General features: G+C 55.7%; 17 protein-coding genes and 1 tRNA gene. 9 read left to right on the top strand and 9 right to left on the bottom strand.

What is annotated here, in order from left to right; translation table 11 throughout:
- The first annotated feature begins 2 nt into the window (after window positions 1-2).
- The 5 genes from BP758_RS03740 (at window position 3) to BP758_RS03760 (ending at window position 4,926) form a co-directional block, all read left to right on the top strand.
- Window positions 3-1,139: a class II fructose-bisphosphate aldolase gene (locus tag BP758_RS03740; protein WP_292368829.1), complete on the top strand. Its 1,137-nt coding sequence runs from the start codon at window positions 3-5 to the stop codon at window positions 1,137-1,139.
- A gap of 68 nt (window positions 1,140-1,207) precedes the next feature.
- Window positions 1,208-2,305, top strand: coding sequence for a fructose-1,6-bisphosphate aldolase/phosphatase (gene fbp / locus BP758_RS03745; RefSeq protein ID WP_292368831.1), 1,098 nt, complete (start codon window positions 1,208-1,210; stop codon window positions 2,303-2,305).
- A gap of 95 nt (window positions 2,306-2,400) precedes the next feature.
- Window positions 2,401-2,637 carry an LSM domain-containing protein gene (locus BP758_RS03750; protein WP_292368832.1) on the top strand — a complete coding sequence of 79 codons (237 nt, stop codon included), beginning with the start codon at window positions 2,401-2,403 and terminating at the stop codon, window positions 2,635-2,637.
- A gap of 31 nt (window positions 2,638-2,668) precedes the next feature.
- Window positions 2,669-3,013, top strand: coding sequence for a helix-turn-helix transcriptional regulator (locus BP758_RS03755; RefSeq protein ID WP_292368833.1), 345 nt, complete (start codon window positions 2,669-2,671; stop codon window positions 3,011-3,013).
- A 233-nt stretch (window positions 3,014-3,246) separates the two neighbouring features.
- The gene (locus tag BP758_RS03760; RefSeq protein ID WP_292368835.1) at window positions 3,247-4,926 is read left to right on the top strand and encodes a PAS domain S-box protein; all 1,680 of its coding nucleotides are present in this window, start codon (window positions 3,247-3,249) and stop codon (window positions 4,924-4,926) included.
- 761 nt (window positions 4,927-5,687) lie between these two features.
- On the opposite strand, the gene BP758_RS03765 is transcribed toward BP758_RS03760, so the two are convergent.
- The 7 genes from BP758_RS03765 to BP758_RS03795 all read right to left on the bottom strand — a co-directional run bounded on the left by BP758_RS03765 (window position 5,688) and on the right by BP758_RS03795 (window position 12,031).
- Window positions 5,688-6,182, bottom strand: a complete 495-nt coding sequence (locus tag BP758_RS03765) for a hypothetical protein (protein ID WP_292368837.1) — start codon at window positions 6,180-6,182, stop codon at window positions 5,688-5,690.
- A gap of 66 nt (window positions 6,183-6,248) precedes the next feature.
- Window positions 6,249-8,351: an acetate--CoA ligase family protein gene (locus BP758_RS03770; RefSeq protein ID WP_292368838.1), complete on the bottom strand. Its 2,103-nt coding sequence runs from the start codon at window positions 8,349-8,351 to the stop codon at window positions 6,249-6,251.
- Between the two features lie 108 nt (window positions 8,352-8,459).
- Window positions 8,460-9,572: a glutamate-cysteine ligase family protein gene (locus BP758_RS03775; protein ID WP_292368840.1), complete on the bottom strand. Its 1,113-nt coding sequence runs from the start codon at window positions 9,570-9,572 to the stop codon at window positions 8,460-8,462.
- Window positions 9,569-10,063 carry a YkgJ family cysteine cluster protein gene (locus tag BP758_RS03780; protein ID WP_292368841.1) on the bottom strand — a complete coding sequence of 165 codons (495 nt, stop codon included), beginning with the start codon at window positions 10,061-10,063 and terminating at the stop codon, window positions 9,569-9,571. Before BP758_RS03780 ends, BP758_RS03775 begins: the two co-directional genes overlap by 4 nt.
- Before the next feature lie 35 nt (window positions 10,064-10,098).
- Window positions 10,099-10,971, bottom strand: a complete 873-nt coding sequence (locus BP758_RS03785) for an ATP-grasp domain-containing protein (protein ID WP_292368844.1) — start codon at window positions 10,969-10,971, stop codon at window positions 10,099-10,101.
- Window positions 10,968-11,735, bottom strand: coding sequence for a RimK-like ATPgrasp N-terminal domain-containing protein (locus tag BP758_RS03790; RefSeq protein WP_292368845.1), 768 nt, complete (start codon window positions 11,733-11,735; stop codon window positions 10,968-10,970). The genes BP758_RS03785 and BP758_RS03790 overlap by 4 nt, the downstream gene beginning before the upstream one ends.
- A gap of 56 nt (window positions 11,736-11,791) precedes the next feature.
- Complete coding sequence (locus BP758_RS03795; protein ID WP_292368848.1) at window positions 11,792-12,031, bottom strand: hypothetical protein; 240 nt, start codon at window positions 12,029-12,031, stop codon at window positions 11,792-11,794.
- A 643-nt stretch (window positions 12,032-12,674) separates the two neighbouring features.
- Here BP758_RS03795 and BP758_RS03800 point away from each other — a divergent pair.
- The 3 genes from BP758_RS03800 (at window position 12,675) to BP758_RS03810 (ending at window position 16,988) form a co-directional block, all read left to right on the top strand.
- A complete protein-coding gene (locus BP758_RS03800) occupies window positions 12,675-13,214 on the top strand; it encodes a hypothetical protein (protein WP_292368850.1) in 540 nt (179 codons plus the stop codon).
- A gap of 238 nt (window positions 13,215-13,452) precedes the next feature.
- Window positions 13,453-14,838 carry a hypothetical protein gene (locus BP758_RS03805; protein WP_292368852.1) on the top strand — a complete coding sequence of 462 codons (1,386 nt, stop codon included), beginning with the start codon at window positions 13,453-13,455 and terminating at the stop codon, window positions 14,836-14,838.
- A gap of 98 nt (window positions 14,839-14,936) precedes the next feature.
- The gene (locus BP758_RS03810) at window positions 14,937-16,988 is read left to right on the top strand and encodes a fibronectin type III domain-containing protein (RefSeq protein ID WP_292368854.1); all 2,052 of its coding nucleotides are present in this window, start codon (window positions 14,937-14,939) and stop codon (window positions 16,986-16,988) included.
- Window positions 16,989-17,659: 671 nt separating this feature from the next.
- On the opposite strand, the gene BP758_RS03815 is transcribed toward BP758_RS03810, so the two are convergent.
- Both BP758_RS03815 and BP758_RS03820 read right to left on the bottom strand, forming a co-directional pair.
- Window positions 17,660-17,744, bottom strand: a tRNA-Leu gene (locus tag BP758_RS03815).
- An 85-nt stretch (window positions 17,745-17,829) separates the two neighbouring features.
- Window positions 17,830-19,662 carry an AMP-binding protein gene (locus tag BP758_RS03820; protein WP_292368856.1) on the bottom strand — a complete coding sequence of 611 codons (1,833 nt, stop codon included), beginning with the start codon at window positions 19,660-19,662 and terminating at the stop codon, window positions 17,830-17,832.
- A 603-nt stretch (window positions 19,663-20,265) separates the two neighbouring features.
- Here BP758_RS03820 and BP758_RS03825 point away from each other — a divergent pair.
- Entirely contained in the window at window positions 20,266-21,252 is a 987-nt protein-coding gene (locus BP758_RS03825; RefSeq protein ID WP_292368858.1) for an AAA family ATPase, read from the top strand.
- The last annotated feature ends 9 nt before the right edge of the window (window positions 21,253-21,261 follow it).

The raw sequence follows: 21,261 nt of genomic DNA on the forward strand, positions 1-21,261 counted from the left end.
GTATGAGTACACACGAGTTTGGCCCGGTTCCCGGCTCTGCCATCTTCCATGGCGTTGCCGGCAAAAAAGCGATCGTCATGGCGGCAAACATCCGGATCGGCCTTGTGGCCGAGGGGATATTCCAGGCTGCAAAGGATACCGATTCGGCAGTCTTCATGGAGCTGGCCCGGTCCGAGAGCGATCTCTCGGGCGGCTACACCGGCATGACCCCGAAGATCTTCTCCGAAAAGATGGCGGTTGCCGCGAAAAATACCGGCTTTGGCACCTGGGGCCTCCACGCCGACCACATCTCTATCAAGAAAGGCGATGCGGCAGAGGTAGCCTCCACAAAAGAGCTCATCGACGCCCAGATCGCCGCCGGCTACACCTCTTTTGCGATTGACGCCTCCCACCTCTTCAACTTCAACGGCAAGACCGTCCGCGAGGAGCTCGACGACAATATCCGGATCACGACCGAGATAGCCCGGCACATCAAATCAAAGATGGGCACAAAAGAGTTCGGCCTCGAAGTCGAGGTCGGCGAGATTGGGAGGAAGGACACCGAGGGACTTGTCCTGACGAGCCCCGAGGAAGCAGTTGCCTACATCAGCGCATTAAACGAGAACGGCGTCTTCCCCCACGTGCTTGCCATTGCAAACGGCAGCACCCACGGCCACACCTACGATGCGAACGGGAACGTGGTCGAACAGCTCTCGATCAACATCCCCCGCACAAAGGAGATCGCAGAAGCGCTCAGGAAGCACAAACTCTCCGTCGGCATCGCCCAGCACGGCATCACCGGCACCCCCCGGGACCTGATTGCAAAGTACTTCCCGAAAGGCGACATCATCAAGGGCAATGTCGGCACCTTCTGGCAGGACGTGGTCTTTGACACCTTCAAGGTCTACGAACCGGCACTCTATAAGGAGATCGAGGACTGGACGCTCGAAACCTACCGGCCCAAAAACGCCGGGAAGAAGGACAAGCAGATCTTCGATGGCAACTGCAAGATGGCCATTAAGCAGTTCTATAAGGAGATCTACGCGGTCGGCGAAGAGACGCAGGCCGCAGTCCGGGCCCGGGCCTATGCCGAGAGCCTGATGTTCTTTAAGGCTTTCAACTCCTATGGCACGGCATCCGCCGTCAAAAAACTGCTCTGATCATTTTTTTTCTTTTTCCCGCATCCTTTTAGTATCCCCCTGCCTATCTCATATCTACGTGAAGTGTCATGCCAAAGACCACCATCTCCGTCATCAAGGCCGATGTGGGAAGCTTCCCCGGCCATTCCCGCACCCACCCGAAGCTGCTCGAAAAAGCAGCGCTGATGCTTAAGGCCGAGCGGGGGAAACTCCTTGTCGATTCCTTTGTCACCCACTGCGGCGACGACCTGGAACTGATCATGACCCATACCCACGGAGTTGACGACAAGAAGGTCCACAAGCTCGCGTGGGATGTCTTTACCGAATGCACGAAGATTGCAAAGGAGCTCAAGCTCTACGGGGCCGGGCAGGACATGCTCGCCGATGCATTCTCGGGGAATGTCAAGGGTATGGGCCCGGGCGTTGCCGAGATGGAATTCGCGGAGCGGGGATCCGACCCGGTCATGGTCTTCATGGCCGACAAGACCGAGCCCGGCGCCTGGAACTTCTACCTGTACAAGATCTTTGCCGACCCGTTCAACACGCCGGGCCTTGTGATCGACCCGTCCATGCACGACGGGTTTGTCTTCGAGGTGCACGATCTCGTAAAGAAACGGGCGATCACCTTCTCCTGCCCCGAGGAGAGCTATAACCTGCTCGCCTACATCGGCGCCCCGTCGCGCTATGTGGTGAAACACGTGTTCAAAAAAGACGGCACGATTGCAGCCTCAACGAGCACCCAGCGCCTCAACATGATGGCGGGAAGATACGTGGGTAAAGACGACCCGGTCATGATCGTCCGGGCCCAGAGCGGTTTTCCCTCCATGGGCGAGGTGCTCGAACCCTTCACGATCCCGGTCCTTGTTGCCGGGTGGATGCGCGGCTCCCACCACGGGCCCTTCATGCCGGTCGGTCTCTGCGATGCGAACTGCACCCGGTTTGACGGGCCGCCCCGGGTCATCTGTTTCGGGTTCCAGGTAGCGGACGGGAGACTGATCGGCCCCGCCGACATGTTCGACGACCCCGGTTTCGACCGGGTCCGGGCACGGTGCAACGAGCTTGCCGATACGATCCGGGCCCAGGGGCCTTTTGAACCCCACCGGCTCTCCCTCGAAGAGATGGAGTACACCACGCTTCCGGCAGTTGAGAAAACGCTGGAGAAACGCTGGAAGCCCCTTACCGGTTAAACCCCTTTTTTCCTGGCCCAAAGGGGACCGGGCCATTTATTATCTTACGCCGGTCCAGGGAAACTTTAATTATCTTACGACCCAAATCAGAGCAGATGGTTAACGGAATTGTTTTGCCCATAAAAAAAGTCTTTGCGCTCGTCGATTCAAAGATCACCGTTGAGATCAAGGACGAGGGAAAGAAACTTCAGGGCCGGCTTGTCGCCGTGGACGAATATTTGAACATCCACATGGACGAGACGATCGAATACGTCAACAACGAGCGGGGCAGGAGCCTCGGGACCGTCGTCATCCGCGGCAACAATATTCTTACTATTGCTCCGGTCCTGTAATGCATAACGAGGTAACATAGGTTTGATTGAGATGCCTGAACCTGAAGACGATGCACTGGCATTGATCCAGTCAAAACCTGAAGGGGTACTCCAGAGCGAGCTCTGGAAAGAGCTCGGCGTGGACAGCCGCAAGTGTTCGAGGATTGTAAAGAAACTCGAAGACAGCGGGCTTATTGAACGGGTAGAGTTCAAAAAAGAGGGGATCAAGACCTATCTGCTCCGTGCAAAACAGCAGCCGGTTCACCCCGAAGATCTGCTTGCCGGGGACGAACTGATTCCCTGCATTGCCTGCGACCTCGAATGCGTTGTCGAGGAATGCCACCCCTTGATGGACTGGATGTACCAGCTTGCCATTGTCGAGAACAGCGGCAAATAGACTATTTTTATCCTTTTTAACAGACCGGATAAACATCCGGCGTTCACCGCAGTTTCCCTTTTTCCTGACCAGAGGAAACAAAATGCCGGGCTGCAGAAAACCCGGTACGGTTATTCCGGGCCATAATTGCCCGAAACCGGGGATTTTGCCGTCGCCAGTCAACTATTTATTACACCATAGCCGATTATAGGTAACCTGTACAGACCCGGCGAGATCCGGCTGCGGAGTACCCGATGATATCCATTCTTTTTGTCGATGACAATACCGGCTTTCTTGGGCAGCTGCGCCCGATCCTTGAAAAGACCGGGGAGGTCCGCCTGGAGATGGTGCCGTCGCCCAAGATGGCCATCGAGAAACTCAAAAGCCGCATCTTCGACATCGTGATCTGTTTTGAGGAAGTGCCGGCAGTAAACGGGATCGAGTTCGTTCCCGACATGGACGGGATCGGTTTTTTGCGGTACCTCCGGTCGATCGGCAACCCTACGCCCGTAATCCTCTACGAACGCCGGGGCCAGAGCCGGATCGCGTTTGAGGAAGTCGCAAATGGCGCGGAAGTCACGTTCTCCGGGAATTGCGACCTGCGGGGACCGGCTGCGGAGCTGGTCACCCTTCTCAAGCAGACCGCCTTACGCAGGAAGACCGAGCGTGAGGCAAAGCTCCAGAACGATCAGCTGACCGCGATCCTCTCGGCAACCCCTTTAGGGATCTTCCAGATGCGCAACGCCACGATAGAATGGGTCAACCACCCGTTTGCTGCCCTTCTCGGGACAACCGAACCGGCGCTTATCGGCAAGCCCGTACGGACGCTCTTTAAGAGCGACGAGGAGTTCGTGCAGGTCTGCCGGGATCTCCAGATCCACCGGGATCCCCTCGGGAACGGGCTGGCAGAGTCCGAGATCGCACGGACCGGCGGGGGATATGTTGCCTGCACCCTCCAGGCCCGGCTGCTCGATCCGCTCGATGCAAAAAAAGGCGGCACGGTTGTCGTCACCGATATCTCGGACAAAAAGAAGATGCGGGACGCCTTAAAAGAGAGCGAGGGAAAATACCGCGAGATGATGGCAAACGCCCAGAGCATCATCATCCGGATGGACCTCCTCGGGAACATCACCTACATCAACACCTTTGCTGCGGCGTTCTTTGACTATTCGGAAAGCGACCTTGTCGGAAAGAACCTGGTGGGAACGATTGTCCCCGAGAAGAACCGGGGCGGTCACGATCTCTCCATGATGGCAAACGATCTGGGATTCAATGCCGAAGGATATGCCATCAACGTGAGCGAGAACATACGCAGGAACGGCGATATTGTCTGGATTGCGTGGATCAACAAGGCGATCCGGGACCCGCAGGGCCATATCACCGAGATCCTCTGTATAGGCCACGACATCACCGACCGCAAGCAGACCGGGGCGGTACGGATCAGTACCGATTCCTGGAAGGACCAGGTGGTCTCGGATACTGACGTGCGGGAAGAAGTGTTCGATACGGTCTTCCATATCGCGACCGAGATCTCGATCGAGGGCCGCGAGGGAAAGGCGGTCGGCACGACCTTTTTAATCGGCGACACGAAAAACGTGCTTTCCAAGTCCCGGCAGATCATGCTCAATGCCTTCGAAGGCCATGCCCCCGAGATGCGGATGGTAACAAACCCCGATCTAAAAGAGAACATCAAGGAGTTCGCGCAGCTCGACGGGGCGTTCGTGATCTCGGGCGACGGCTTTATCGAGGCGTCGGGCCGCTACATCACGGTCGATTCAAGCCATGTGACGCTCCCCAAAGGGATGGGCACCCGGCATAACTCGGTTGCGGCGATGACGAGCGTGACAAAGGCAGTGGGTATCGTGGTATCCCAGAGCGGCGGCGGGATTACTATTTTTAAGAACGGGCAGATTTTGAAGAAGATTACGCTGTGAGGGCGGTTCTTTTCCCTGCAAGTAATCCTGAAATTTTTCAAGATTATCAATATTTGAGTTACATTTTCTCTCGCCGACGCGAGCACTCGCCCCCTCCGCCCCCTCGCGCTCGACGGGTGGCACTGCCACACCCGTCTCGCTAGGGGGAACAACCGGAAAAGCGCTTTTCTGAAACGCGGTTTGATTGAAATATGGGATCAAGGTAAGTGCGTAGCGCAAAACCCGACGAGGTGTTTTGCGCGTAGGGCATCGTTATGCATCAATGCCCGAATAATATCACAATTTGATCAGTATTCCATAAATCTCAGAAAAACCGCTCGCCCCCACCCATCATCATGATCGGCCACCCCGACCTCAAAAAATAATGGTAACCCCCCTCCCCTGCCTCTCACTCATCAAAAAAATTGATCGGACCGATCATTTTCAAAATTGGTCGGGGTGGCCACTGTTTTTCCAGTTCCACGACCTGCGTTTCCTCTGGAGTTACCGGCGAGAGGGGGTGGTCGCCCCGACCGTACTCGATCAGAGGTCAGGGTGACCGATCTCAAGCATTGGTCGGGGCGACCATTGATCCACGCGAATTTACGATCGCCCCCTCCCCCCTACCATGCACGCCACAAAAAAACCGGGCGCACCGATCCTTTTTAGAAATGGTCGGGCCGACCCTCATTTCCTGCATGAACAAAATGTTTCCCGGGAACCTGCCTGTGCACCAAAAATGGTGGAAAAAAGAATTTGCAGATCTTATACTGGATGGCTGATCAGTTATACGACCGGAACGGCACGTACTGGTCGATGATCTTGACCCGGTCGCCCTGGGGCGTGATTGCCCAGACCACAGCCCGGTCATTGTTCTGGGTGGTGCCCTGCAGGGAGACGGTCTTTCCCACATAGAGGGGCTGTTTCATGGTCCCGGTCTCGACAACACCGTCAGAGCGGATCACTTCGAGGTCGAGCTCGGGGATAAGGTTCATGCCCATGCCGCCGCGGAAGGTCATAATGACCTGCGGGTTGATCGCCTGCCCGTTGCTCTGGACCTGCACATCGACCGCCCAGACATCGGGGAGAGCTTCGGTCGGGCTTGGGGTGGGCGAGAGCGTGGGCAACGTACTTACCGGTGCCGTTGTGGGGACGGGCGTGGGGGTTGCGGTCGGGCCAAACGGGAGGGCGGGCGTGGTCGTGCCCGTGCAGCCCGCTGCGGCAAGCAGGAGGACGACACACAGGGCGAGAATGACGGGGGTATGCCGGATATTCATGAACTAGGATTTTACCCGGTCCTATAAAGGATACATGGATGGCCCGGGTTCAATGGTTCCGCCCGGTCAGGGCCTCTTTTTCTCCAGCGGTTCCCCCCTGGCACACCCGCAGGACCCGCCATTGTTCCGGCAGGTGTATCGGCAGATGTTTCCCACGGTCCGGAATGCATCTTCGAGATCCGGGAAATTGGGGATCTTTGCCTCTTTTAAGATATGCTGCGGCGTCTTCATGGAGTCGCCGCCAATCATGCAGCCCACGATCATCTTTTTGGTGTGCGTGGAGAACCGGACGATCTCGTTAGCCACCCGCAGGGGATCCGACAGGGCGGTCGGGGCGGTAATCACAAAGGCAATGTCCCAGAGATCCTGGTGCCGGATCATCACGTCAAAGGTTTTTGCATACCGGTCGGGATGCGAATCGCCTACCATGTCGATCGGGTTAGCCCTGCTCCAGTTAGACGGGAGGATGGCATCGAGTTCCTGCACGATCTCGTTTGGGAACTCCACGAGCGTTATCCCGAACCGCTCCGCATAATCCGAAGAAAGGACGGCAAAACCCCCGGCATTCGAGATCACGACCGCCCGTATCCCTTCGGGATATCCCTCGGAAGCGAGCAGTTCTGCGGCCTGGAATGCTTCCCGGATCGAGCGGGCCGGGATGATCCCTGCCTGCCGGAATGCGGCCTGGTACACGGCAAAACTCCCGGCAAGGGAACCGGTATGCGATGAGGCTGCCTTCTGCCCGATGGCAGATGACCCGGATTTTATTGCGATCACGGGTTTTTGGTCCGTGATCTCACGTACGATCTCAAGGAAGCGCCGGCCGTTCCTGATCTCCTCAACATAGAGAATGATGGCGTTTGTTGCCGGGTCTGCCGCAACACTCTGGATGAAGTCCTCGAAGGCAAGGTCGAGCTGGTTTCCCACCGAGATAACCGAAGAGAACCCGATCTCTTCTGGCAGGCTCCAGTCGACAATGGTCGTGATGATCGCCCCGCTCTGGGAGATGAATGCAATGGAGCCGGGCCGGGGGGAGAGGGTATCGAAGGTGGTGTTGATCCCCTGCGCCGGGACCATGAACCCGAGGCAGTTGGGACCCATGATACGGATGTGGTATCTTTTTGCAGTGGCAAGGATCTGATCTTCGAGGGCCCGGCCTGCGGCGCCGGTCTCTTTAAAGCCGGACGAGACGATGACGACAAGGGGGACTCCTTTTTTTCCTGCTTCTTCGACAATTGCCGGGACGCCGGGGGCCGGGATGGCGATCACGGCAGCATCCACCGGCCCGGGTATCGCAGACAGCGAGGGGTAGGCAGTCTTCCCGAGAATTGCCGGGCTCTTCGGGTTGACCGGGTAGAGATCGCCGGAGAACGAGAGCATGTTCCGGCAGATTGCGTACCCCACCTTGTCCGGGTCCTGCGATGCCCCGACTACGGCGACCGAACGGATCCCGGAGAGCAGTCCGGCCGGCACCGGGCTCCCGGCGCCGGTCTCCGGAAGAGGTGCCGCAGAGTCATCGGTGTAGATCCGTGCGTCCACTGCACAGCACCCCTTCCCGTACAGGATGACCGGGTTGATATCGAACTCGCTGATCCCGGGGTGCTCGAGAAACATCCGCACAAGCGCCCCGGTGATCCGGACAAATTCATCCTCGTCCCGCGGCGCTGCGTGACGGTACCCCGCGATCAGCGGGTAGCCTTTCAGGCTGCGGACCATGGCCCGTATCCCGTTCTCGTCCGCCGGGAGGATACGGATCGCCACATCGCGGAGCAGTTCCACGAGCGTCCCGCCCATCCCGATCGTAAGTACCTTCCCGAACGCCGGATCGGTCTTTCCCCCGACGATCAGTTCGAGACCCGGGACCTGTTCTGTTTCGAGGATCACGCCCCGGATCTCCGCACCGGGAAAGGCCGCATGGATGTTCTGCGTGATGGCAAGAAACGCCTGTTCTGCCGCTGCCGCTGTTGTGATACCGGTGATGACGCCCCCCGCATCGCTCTTGTGGACCACATCCGGCGAGACTATCTTTGCCACGAGCGGAAAGCCGATCTCCCCTGCGGCCCGTCCCGCCTCTTCAGCGGTTCTGGCGACGGCAAAGCGGGGCACCGGTATCCTGTATTGTTTCAGCAGTGCATAGCCGTCGGCTTCGGAAAGGAGGGTGCGGGTCATAGTGAAAAAAACTCCTTACTGATTGTTCCGGCCACCAGGTTAATGAGGGTTACCCTGGTACGGGAATGCATCGTTTTTCGGGAGATGGCTAAAAAGGGGAGGAGGAGATTAATCCATGCCGTATGGCGTGTTCTTTTGCAGGCAGCGGGCCATATCAGCAAGGATCGGTTCGATCTGCTTTTCCCTGCGGTAGCGTTCCGCCATCAGTTCGGCAAGGCTGCCGTTTTTTATCCTGCGTTCGATTATCGGCAGGTACTGCTTTTCCTCCGGCGTTGCCTTCTTCCAGGCATGATCGTAAAGGGCCACAAGTTCCGGGCGGAGACCGACCGTCCCTTTCTGTATCGCCGTCTCCATGAGTCCGAGGAGTGCATCCCGGTCCGATTCCACGGGAAGCGTCGGGCAGCGCAGCAGGGCCTGTACGAATGCGGCCACTGCCATGTCGGACTTTATGCACTCCTGCTCGTCCATTGCCTTGATCTCGAGGCACTGCCGGGAGAACCGGATGATAAGACCGCCCGAGTTGAGCCACTCTTCGCAGAGGATCTCCGCATCACGGGTGCGGAGTTCGGCAAAGATCGTCTCCTGGAACGCGTTGTATTCCGCAACCGAGCGGAGCCGCTCCGGGACGATCCCGTTACAGATCGCCGGGATCTGCTCCTGGTTTTTCCGGTAATAGACGAGTCGGTTGTCCATTACCCCGGTCAGTTTTCCCTCGACCATGGGCGACGACGCCGTGATGGCGACCAGGTACGGCAGGAAGGTGCGGATCCGGTTGTACTGCATGAGCAGGTCTTTTTCGTTTGCATACGAGAGGTTGACCTGGAGCGCCTGGATGTTGAGCCACCCGTGCTGGTGGATGTTGAAGAGCCGGTCGTAGCACTCGTAGTATTCCCCTTCGTCGTGGTCCCAGACGGAGGTCCGGTCGAGCGTCACGGTCGGGTGCATGCCGAGGCCGAGCAGGTGGTACTGGTCCGGGAAGATCCGGTAGAAACGGTTGATCCCCTGCACGAGCTGGATTTCCAGTACCGCCGGGCCATCGGCAGGCACCTTCGGGAGCATCTCGATGACGGTCTTCTGGAGCTCTTTACCCAGACGGACATCGCCAAACGATATCTCGCTCTCGAAACTCCCGCAGATCGCCTTTATGATCTGGTCCGAGACAGGCAGCGCGGTAAAATGATCGTCGTTTACCGAGAACTCATGCTCTGTTCCGATTGTCATAACGCCCGGTATTCCCGCGGAATCTCGGCGACGAGGTCGGTCTCGGGCTCGTCGATCTTGTTGATCTCCGCAATCTCCTCATCGGTCAGGTTTGCGACAAGGAGGGTAATATTTTTCACGGCACAGTCGTACTGCTGGTCGTACGCAGCCGGCACGTCCTTTAAGAGCGTCACGATGGGGCAGATCGAGGGATGCTTGAGGAAGATCCGGATCATGTCCCCGTTCACGTCGAAGGTAAACGGCCCGGCCCGGCAGGTCTCGGGTTTTACCGCATGGATGGTGCACTTGCCGTTCTTCATGAGGTAGCAGGTGTTGTCGGCGTGCGTTTTAAGGCGCCGGTAGCCCTTTACCTCGAATGCGTCCGGGGATACCCCCTCTTTTATCAGCCGTTCCTGACAGTTCTTCGAAATCGGGGGATGCGCTTCATCGCAGCAGTGACCCCCGCAGTCCATACAGATAGCTTCGGCACGAAGCAGCCAGTTTTCCGTCATACAAAATCACGCCTGAAATGGTATTTTTCCTATCCTTAACTTGCAAAAAGGTGGTTTACGATCCGTTCGTACACGTTCGGGTAAAACGTGTCCTCGCCGCTTTCGAGCGAGGGGTTGTCGTTTACCTCGATAACGCACGCATCGCCATTGCTGTTCTTGATATCCACGCCGTACAGGCCGTTTCCTATCGCATTTGCCGCATCGATCCCGAGCTGGATTACGTGGGGCGGGACTGCCTCCGCGGGAACGCTCTCGACACCGCAGTACACAATGTGGCCGTTTACCGAGGCCTGGATTTTGAAGGTGACCGAGGGGATCGTGTACTTGCAGGCGTACAACAGTTTCCCGTCGAGTACCCCGACCCTCCAGTCGTACGTGCTCTCCACGTACTGCTGGACAACGATCCAGTCCGACATCTTGATGAACCGCCGGGCAACCCGGAAGAAGCCGGCGATATCGGTGACTTTCTCCACCCGGAGCGAGAACGAGGTCGAAGGCTCCTTGACAATCAGCGGCGTCCCGAGCGTGTCGAAAAGCTGACTCACCCGTTCCACCGAGAGATCGTTTTTCGAGAGGAAGACGGTCTTTGGGAGCGAGACGTTCTTTCTTAGCAGGTGGGAGTACATGTTGATCTTGTCGCCGCAGATCTGGATCGAGTCGGAATCGTCGATGACCGGGATCCCGTGGAAGTCTGCCATCCTCGCTGCAACATAGGTAATGTTCATCGGGTCGGTCCGGGCCCGGATGAAGAGCGCGTCCATTTTGGGGATCTTGTTGATATCGACCGGGAAGAGGAAGTCCACGTTGTGGCCCATCTCCTCGGCAACGTCGCGGCAGTGGATCAGGGCCCCGAGCTGCTCGGCATTCGAGAGGGTTTTCCGGTCCACGAAAATGCCAAGCCGGCTCATAAGAACTCCTGCTCGTCGCGGTACGCGGCAAGGAGCGAGCGTTCCTGTGCGGAGAGGTGGGTGTACCGGGTGGGGGCAAGGCTCGAAAGCGCGAAATTTTTCCCGGTCTTTACAAAGACCATGCTCACGAGCGGGATATGGAAGAGATCGTAGATCATCGCAGCATACCCGCCAATGGCAGCACAGCTCCCGGTGGTCCGGCCAAAGACCGCGGTGCAGGTGTGGAGGATCGCATCGTCGCCGAGCTTCTGGTAGCAGAACGGGTACTTGCCCTTGTTGGTGATATGCTTGACCACGTCCTTTGCCTGCTCGTTGTCCTGCACCACAAAGAAGTCCGATGCAGTGGCAAAGTAGTTGAGGCCGTAGAGGATCGCCGGCAGCGGCACGTAGGCCTGCGATATGCCCCATTCCATGACGGGGATTCCCGCACGTTTTGCCCGCTCAAGGCAGATGGGCACGACAAAGGCGTCAAGTACCGCCCGGCTGGAAGGCCGGATGTCCTCTCCCTCGAGTTCGTGCCGGAGGATGGTGTAATAGGCCTCTGTCTTGTAGGAGTAATCCTCGGCGATCACGTGGCTGGCGTGGTCACGGTGGACAATCGCGAGGGAGTCGCGGAGCATCGGCGGTTCGTGCTTCTGCGTAAGGCGGGCATGGGCGTTTTTGCCGGCAGGTTTCAGGTGCGGCTCTTCAAGGAACGCCGCCCTTGCCGCTGCCCGCCGGTTCATGCCTGGCCGGGTAATGACATTGGCGGGGCCGCCTGCCATGGCTGATTCTGTCTGCAGTCCTTCGTCGGACTGCGGAGTATTGCCCCATCTATCGTTCATCCGCAGATCAGCCCGTTGTCCGCACACGCTGTGGTTGCTCTGTGGCCGGGGGTATCGCGTACAGGGCAGAAGCTGCTGCCGTTGACCCTGACAGGAGAAGTACACCGGGCTGAACCCTGATCGAATACCGCACGCTGCATGCCATACGGCATGCTGCATGTCATTACAAAAGAGAGGGAAAACGCGAACCGTTTGGCCTCTTCATCATCGTCGTCGCTGATGACACTGACGGTCATATCCAACACTAATCCGGCACAAGAAGCCGGATCATTCTATCTAGTGTCCTCTATACGTGCCGGGCTTTAAAAGAATTATGCACCGTACATGCCCCGGAAATGCATACTGTTCATAATTTCTGCCCCGTTTTTTATAGGTTGGGGAGGCCGGACGCGCGAGGCAGCAGTGGGAGGACCGGTCATTGATTTTTGTGTAACCACTGGCCAGCTCCATCATGATCAGGAACTGAACCGTGAAGGATCGATCTTCCGCTTGCCGGAAGCTCGACGCAAAACACGTCTTTGGGGGGAATTGTGGGGAGAGGCGAAACGCGCATGCACAAAACATGATTCCTGCGATACATTCCGGTAAGTATCGCAGGCTAAATTTCCGACCGAGGTCTATTCCCACTAAATTATATTTATAATTATAGTTATAAAAATATACACTATGACGTTTTTTTATTAAATACGGCGATTTCTGCTATTTGCATCAAATATAGCCCGCAATTTCGCATTTATGAAAAAAACGTGGGATGGGTAACCGTTCACGGTTTTCAGCGTGGCATTTTGCCGCATTTTTGGGGAACACATTTCATAAGTTTAATATATATATTAAAATTTATTTTAAGTTTGATCTATTTGATCACGGAGAAGGCAAAACATGAAAACCAAAATCTGGATTATGGTTGGGGTATTGATCATTGCATTCGCCACGATGGCGGTGCCGGTGATGGCAGGGGATACAGGAACCATTGGTACATCAGGTGACCAAAGTCAGCATTATGATATTACAATCGATAATGGTACTTTGAGTTTCGGAACCTTCGCCATAGCCTCGAACACCATTTCCCCAACCCATCCCGATGCAACGGGAAAGTGGGCTGTCATCAAAGGGTTCTACACCAATGATGATACATGGTATTTAAAAGTAGCAGGAAATAATGCAAAAATGACTCACAGCAGTCACACACTCAATGCAGCTATGACGATTAAAAACGCAACGGATCAATCAGGAAGTGGAATCACCGGGTTAGGAAGTGCCCAGACATTAACTACTGGTGCCACAACCTTAGTTCATGGTACCGGGAGTCTTCCCGCAACAGACATTCCATTGTATATTGAACAGACCGTCTCAGCGACAGATCCTGCAGACACCGGTTACGCAATGACCATCACCGTTAGCTATTCAACCTCGGCTTGATCGCCATCATTGGGGATAAAACATTCTTTTTTGACGGTTACGGGTTACGGGCTACAACATCCAACAACAAACATGTTTCGGAGCATGACAACAGACAGGTATCCAGAACCAAAACCTGAATAAGGCAATTTCGGAAAGAACGGCCGCCGTATTTTTCCTGCTACTCCGCAATCGGACATAATAAGATATAACAAATGATATATTCGGTTTAGTATATTGTTTTGTGAGGAGATTTGAGATGGGAGATCCAGATACACGAAAGGTAATGAAAATAGGGTTCCTGATACTGGCAATGCTCTTTTTTAGTGTACCTGTACCGGCGATGAGTGGGACCGGAACAAAATATGTCGGCAGTATCGCACCAGGTGGAACGGACACCTTCAGGATGAGCTTTGGGATCGGACCAAATGAAGATCCGTCAGATATATCTGTTCAGGTAATGGGATTCGGTCAGTCAATGGACACAGGGTTTGTACCTGTGGATCCCGCAAACGACACGAACCCGTACTCGGCGAGAACCTTTATCTCTCTTGACAATACGACCATCCACCTGAAGCCCGGCATGACACAACAGGTAACTGCAACGATCACACTCCCAAAGAATGTGGGACCGGGAGGACGATATGCGATCATTTACGTACATTCCATCCCGGCTGCCGGGGGACAGGCAACGATTGCAACAGCAGTCGTTATACCCGTCTTGATCACGGTTTCAGAAACACAACCGTCACTGACCGGTAGCATCGAAAATGTAAATGTGGGAGATTTGACGGCGGGTCAACCGGTAATCGTAACTACCACATTCAGGAACACAGGAAATTACCATTATCGGTATACCATAAACAGTGTTACGGTCACTGACTCCAATAAGAACATACTGGCAACAGGCACTACACAACCGTCAGAGAACTCTGTTATTCCCGGTAATACCGTTCAATATATCGTACAGCCGGAAGTAAAAAACCTACCAGAGGGAACATACACCGTCGATTCAAAGGTTCTCCGTGAGAATGGGCAGGTTCTCGATGAGAAAGCTTCAATATTCTCCGTAAAGTCGAATTATGTACCGCCGGTAACCGAGTCCAGCATCACGCTCACCCCGGGAAGTGCCGGAACCCTGACATCCCCGGATGGCCGGTACTCGATCTCATTTCCACAGGGTGCAATGCTGGGTGATGCCGTGGTGACCCTGAAGCCGTACTCGCATGACAAACTACCCTCAGCACCAACGGATGCAGGTCTTGGGGCAACCTGTTTTGAGATCACCGGGCTATCAGGGTTACTTAGCAAGGACGCCACGGTCACAGTCACCTATTCGGCAGACGATCTCACAGGCGCAGGTGGAGATACTTCAAAACTAAAACTCTCCTACTATGATGCTGCCCAGAATGCATGGGTCATCCTGCCCACGCAGGTAGATGCAGGGAAAACCACACTGACTACCACGACCAACCACTTGAGTGTCTGGGCAGTCATGATCTCATCATCAACCACAGGTAGTGCTACTTCAGGATCCACTCCCGGGACGGCTGCCACCCAGAGTCCCCTCTCTCTGACCGTGATTATTATTTCACTTATTATTGCTGGCATTATGGTTAAAAGGAGCATCCGGAAACAGGAATGAATCAAAATCATTTTTCCGGCCTGATTGTTCTCGGTTTTTTTCTTTGTCTGACATCAGGATTTCTTATTGCTCCCTCATACGCGGGAACCGGTGGGACAATGACCCTTTCCGGGGACATCGCACTGATTACCTACAATATCTCAGCTACCGGGATCGATGATAAAAATGCCACCATCACATGGAAAACGAACGGTAATGCGAACAGTACCGTTGAATACGGCACCACTACCGACTATGGTTCAACGAGCTCGGATGCGGTGATGAAATCCTCGCACATGATAGGATTGTACAGCCTCTCTTCTCATACAACATACCATTACCGGGTAAGATCCACGACAATAGACAGCATCTCCGCCACCAGCGGGGATGCAACGTTTACCACCCTTTATTCCACCGGGACTCCCGTCGCCACCCAAAGCCAGGGAACCACGTTCTCCGGGGTTACCGCAACCACAACGAACGGCGCCCAGCAGGTTAATCTCACCCATTCTACGCTCACCGGGACTACTTCTGTTTCCGGAAACACAGTTACCGTCAGTAATCCGGGAAACGGGTGGTCCAGCCTGAAATATACCGGAACCGTACAACAGGATGCCGGGCTGAATATCAGCATCAGTAATGTCCAGAGGGTGGTCATGGAAAGCACCCCGGTGACCACCGATCTTGGCGGGAGTGTCGGAGCGGTCAGCACCAAGATTAGTGTCCCCTTAACTCAACCGGTGACCGGAACTCCCCTCCAACAGAATATCATCGCAGGTGCAACCAGCTCCGCGACCAGTGCCTTCCAGCTTGCAGCCACGAGCAGCAGTCTCGATATCAAATCGGTGGCATATACCGTGGAGTTCACGAATACAGACTCCGTGAATGCCAATCTGGGCGGTGACGGCGTGACCCTGAATCTGGGGATCGACCATGCCTGGGTGGATGCAAACGGGGGCCGGGGTGCCATCAAAATCCTGCGATCCGGGGAGGACGGGAGAAAAGAAGTACTGACTACGCACTATACGACCAGTTCCGGCTCAACCGATTATTTCGAAGCAGTCTCCCCCCACGGGCTTTCGGTCTTCGGTATAGCTGCGGTAGCGTCAACGGGTGGCAACAATGGGGGAGGTAATTCCGGCGGCGGGGATACCGGCGGAGGGGGCGGGAGCGGCGATGGAGGCCAGGCTGGAGGGTTCTTCTCCGCCCTGTTCGGTGCCCCTGCAGCACCGCCGGCTGCACCGGCCCTGCCACCCCAACGGGCGCCGTATGAGAAAAACGTGACCGTGACAACCCGGTCGCTTTCGGTTGCGGGACTCATGGCAACCCGGGACACAGCTGGGTTACCAACCCTTCACCTTGCCACCCGATTGGCCGAACAGTCCGGTGCCAATATCTCCGTACAGGGTAACGTTATCACCATCAACCAGCCGGGGTTTGCCCTGACGCTTGAAACCCGTGACATTCCCCATATGGAAAATGATGTAATTTCCGGCACGATCTCAGGAGCTGGTGTAAGTACAGCACCGGCTTTTGCACAAACGGATGCGGGTAATGTCTCTGTTGCGGTCAGTACTCCGATAACAGGAATTCCGGAGAATGCCGTCATCTCCATTGCTATCCCCCAGGCGATTAACCGTGACATTGTAGATGCATTCCGGTCTGCCGCGGAGAGTGCTTCCGGGGAACTAACCGGGATCGCTTACAGCGCTTCGGTGGATACTATCAACCTTACCGCAGCCGGTCCGGCGACCGTAACGATGACCATCTCGCCGGAATGGGTCCATGCATATGGGGGAATCTCCGCCATCACCATTGCCCGTCTGGATGATGACGGAACTGCCGAGCTGCTTGTGACAAATTATTCCGGTACGGACCCTGCCGAAAATCTCGTATTTGTGGGAAGTTCGCCCAAAGGATTCTCCACTTTCGGCCTCGTCAGTGTAAAACACCAGAATATTCCGGTTCAGACCTCGCCCGAACCAGCATCTCCTGCATCCTCCTCAACCCCCGCAGGCATGGACAATGTCACAACCGGGATACCGTTTGTTGGCGATCCTCTCCTTCTGATAATGGGACTGGTGGTCTGTGTAGTGGCAGGGTTACTGGGTGTTGTCATTTATTGGATACGATTCCGTAAACCCGCAAAGAAAGACTCCAAAAAAGGATGAGGAGGAGGTCCCCTCTCTTTTACAAAACAGGGAGGGAGGGGGCCGACACGAAAATTTCCGAATGAGGGGTGGGGGGCACAATTCATTTGTACGTGGAGGGGAGTACCCCCTCCCTGCCATGCGATTACCCTGCTCCCTGATCGCGACCGAAGGGGTGGTCCCTACCCCCCTCTTTCACCTTATGTTCCATGCGAAACACACCTTTAGGGATGAGAAACAGGGGGGGTAGTTCCTCCTCTCTCTTACGGAACGGGGGGTGGGGGTACGTTAGCCAAAAAAATAAAACCGGGGGGAGGGGGGTGTCGGGAATTTTGGATGGCACCCCTCCGCCCGGAACTTTCGGGGAGGGGTAGGAGGCATGAGCCAAACTTTTCTAAAAAAAAGCCGGCTTCCGGAACCGAACTTTTTCCGGAAAGTTCGATACCAGCGGTGAACTTTTTTTGAAAAGTTCGATGCCGTTGATCAACTATTTTAGAAAAGTCCGGTAACGGCGATTAACTTTTTTTGGAAAGTTCGATTGCGTTGATCAGCTTTTTTATAAAAGTCCGGCAACGATGCCGGATATTTTTTGGAATTATCAGCGCAACACCTGTTTTTGGAAATAGCCAGGACTGTCGGCATGTACTTCTTGTCATGAAGCGGGAGAAAACACACGAAAAGATAAGAAAAAATGCGAGGGATGGGATTCGAACCCAAGAACTCCTGCGAGACCAGGCCCTGAACCTGGCGCCGTTGACCTGGCTTGGCTACCCTCGCGCCGGATGATTTGCGCCTTAATAGATTATGTGCACGGTGTAATAAAGGTGCGGGAAAATAGGGGGTGCAAAAACAGGCATGAGAGTTAGTGCTTCTGCCCGTTCATGTATTTTTTGAGTTCCCGCTCGCGGAGCTCGATGCGCCGGATCTTCCCGGAGATTGTCTTTGGGAGCGAATCGACAAACTCAATCGCACGCGGGTACTTGTACGGCGCCGTCACCCTTTTCACGTGGCTCTGGAGCTCTTTTACAAGCGCTTCCGAGGGCTGGACGCCCTCCCGTAAGATCACAAACGCTTTGACGATCATCCCCCGGATATCGTCCGGCGTTCCCACGACCGCGGCCTCCTGCACGGCCGGGTGCTCGATTAACGCACTCTCGACCTCGAATGGGCCGATACGATACCCGGACGCCTTGATCACATCGTCGTCGCGGCCGATGAACCAGAGATAGCCGTCCTCGTCCTTGTAGGCCTTGTCGCCGGTATAATACCAGCCGTCGATAAAGGACTTCTTGTTCTCCTCGGGATTGTTGAGGTACTCAACAAACATCCCGACCGGTTTCGGGTCGCACTTTATCGCGATCCGCCCTTCCTCGTGGACCCCGACCGGCTTTCCGTTCTCGTCGTGGAGCTCCACCACCCAGCCAGGCGAGGGCTTGCCCATCGACCCGAACTTGGGTTTCATGCAGGGGAACGTCCCGATCGAGAGCACCATCTCGGTCTGCCCGTATCCTTCGTAGATGGTCAGGCCCGTTGCATCCTTCCAGGCCTTGATGACCTCGGGATTGATCGGTTCGCCGGCGCTCACGCAGTGCCGGAGCTCGGTAAAATCGAACTTGTCGAGATCGGCGAGGATCAGCATCCGGTAGATCGTGGGCGGGCAGCAAAACGTGGATATACCGTACCGCTCGATGAGCGGGAGAAGTTCGGTTGCATTGAACCTGCCACGGATATCGTACACGAAGATCGCGGCACCCTGGAGCCACGGACCGTAGAGTTTGCCCCATGCGCTCTTTGCCCAGCCGGTGTCTGAGAAAGTGAAGTGGAGATCGGTAGGGTGGACATCGTGCCAGAACCTTGAGGTCACGATGTGGCCGAGCGCATAGCTCTGGGAGTGGAGCACCATCTTTGCCTCGCCCGTGGTGCCCGAAGTAAAGAAGATCACCATCGGGTCCGTCGCCTTGGTCTTTTTCATGCCGGGGAGGTTAACCAGTTTTGCCGAGACCGGCGCCGGGTAGTCGAGCTCGACCGGGTAACTGATCCAGTGCTCGCGTTTCCCGTCGATTAAGAACCGGCAGGTCAGGGACGGGCAGTCCTTTGCAATGGCATCGATCTTGTCGGCCTGGTCAAGAGAGGTGATCACCATCTTGATCTCTGCGGCATTGATCCGGTACTTTAAGTCGTGCTCGGTCAGCATGGTCGGCGCCGGGCAGTAGACTGCACCACGTTTGATGAGCGCAATCGTAGCGATCCACCACTCGGGGACTCTCGGGAGCATGATCATGACCCGGTCGCCTTTGTTGACGCCGTACTTGATGAGCATGTTCACGACCTGGTTTGAGCTCCGCATCAGGTCCCAGAATGTGAACTTCTTCTCTTCGCCTTTCTGGTTGGTCCAGATCATGGCAAGCTTGTTCCGGTCCTTCTTGGCCCAGGCATCGATCACGTCGAAACCGAAATTGAAGTACTCGGGAACATCGATATGGAAGTCCCGGTAGGTCTCATCGTAATCGGTCATATTGGGTTCCGGCTTGCCATCCGTCTGTCCCATACAGGCAAGGGTTGCTGCACCGCCGCTGCTGAGCTGGCTGGTGCATGCCTCCGCGATCCAGTCGGACCGGGAGATCTTTTTTTGTTCGCATGCCCTGTCGATCTTCTCTGTCAGGGTATCGTCCATGGATACCGAGTACCGCACCATGCCTTTACTGTTTGGTGGTGCACTTAATGAGCGTTTTGATGTGTTTGTGCACCAGTATTGTGGACTAAGAGGAGTGTTCCTGTGCACGATCTGTCGGGTTCGGCAGGATATTTGCACCACGGGAAAACCGATCAAATCCCCCTACACAGGAACCGGCACCGTTCCGTACCTGCAGGTTGCCCGTGGTTTACGAACGGGCCGGGCTCCTGCTGTATCCAGGGGTATCCCACTCTCGTTTTCCGCTGCCTGATGTGCGGGATTCTCCCTCGGGAGCAACCCGGCCCGGCGGGCAGGTGTACCGTCCGTCAATTCGGGCACAGGGATAAGTATGGCAGGATATTTGCGCTCCTGCACGCATTGTCCCGGAAAGCATTTATCCTGCACCAGCTGCCCCAAGGAAAGCATTTAAACCATCCTCCAGATATCCCGGGATCATACAAAAGGCGGATAACCGGAATGGAAGGGGCAGCGGAACGGGATAAGAGATCTCCGTACGTCCCCCGGCACAAATGCAGCCGTGACAAACACCCCGATCCTATTCTAAAAAAAGCAGTGCGGCAGGACAATTTCACCAGTCCTTCATCCCGCCGCGAGGTATATTAAATGAATGCCGAAATAAGCAGCCTGACTAGTCAGGCAAAGGGTTATGCTGAGGTATTGGACCAGCTCCGCAGTGAGATGAAGACCGTCATTGTCGGCCAGCGCGATGTGATCGACCGGCTTTTGATCGGTCTCTGTGCCGACGGTCACGTACTCCTCGAAGGGGTGCCGGGCATTGCAAAAACGCTCACCATCAAGACCCTATCGCAGTGCATTGACTGCAGCTTCGTGCGGATCCAGTTCACGCCCGATCTGCTGCCTGCCGATATCATGGGCACGAAGATCTACAACCAGAAAGACTCCACGTTCTCTACGATCAGGGGCCCGGTCTTTGCCCACTTCGTGCTCGCGGACGAGATCAACCGGGCGCCGCCCAAGGTGCAGTCCGCCCTTCTCGAAGCCATGCAGGAGCGCCAGGTGACAATCCAGGGAGAGACCCACCCGCTCCCCAAACCGTTCTTTGTCCTCGCTACCGAGAACCCGATCGAGTCCGAAGGCACGTACCCCTTGCCCGAGGCGCAGGTTGACCGGTTCATGTTCAAGGTGCTCATGACCTACCCGGAGAAGAACGACGAGGTTACCGTTCTCGACCGGTTCACGGAAGGGACGACGATCACCCCACGAAAGGTCGTGACAAAAGAAAAAATCCTCGAGATCCAGGCCTTCACCCAGAAGGTGTACGCGGACGCTGCGATCAAGAAGTATGCCTGCGAGCTCGTGGACGCGACCCGGCACCCGGATACCTACGGGATCGAAGAGGCAAAGTACATCGCGCTCGGTGCATCGCCCCGTGCCACGATCTTTTTAGTGCTCGGCGGCAAGGCTCATGCACTCCTCGCCGGCCGCGGCTATGTAATTCCCGAGGACATCAAGGCCGTTGCCCACGATGTGCTGAGACACCGCATCCTCCTTACTTACGAAGGGGAGGCGGACGGGATCACTACCGACCGGATCATCGAACGCATCCTTGGTATCGTTAAGGTGCCGTGATCGCCATGA

The organism is Methanoregula sp. UBA64 (assembly GCF_002502735.1).
GTDB lineage: Archaea > Halobacteriota > Methanomicrobia > Methanomicrobiales > Methanospirillaceae > Methanoregula.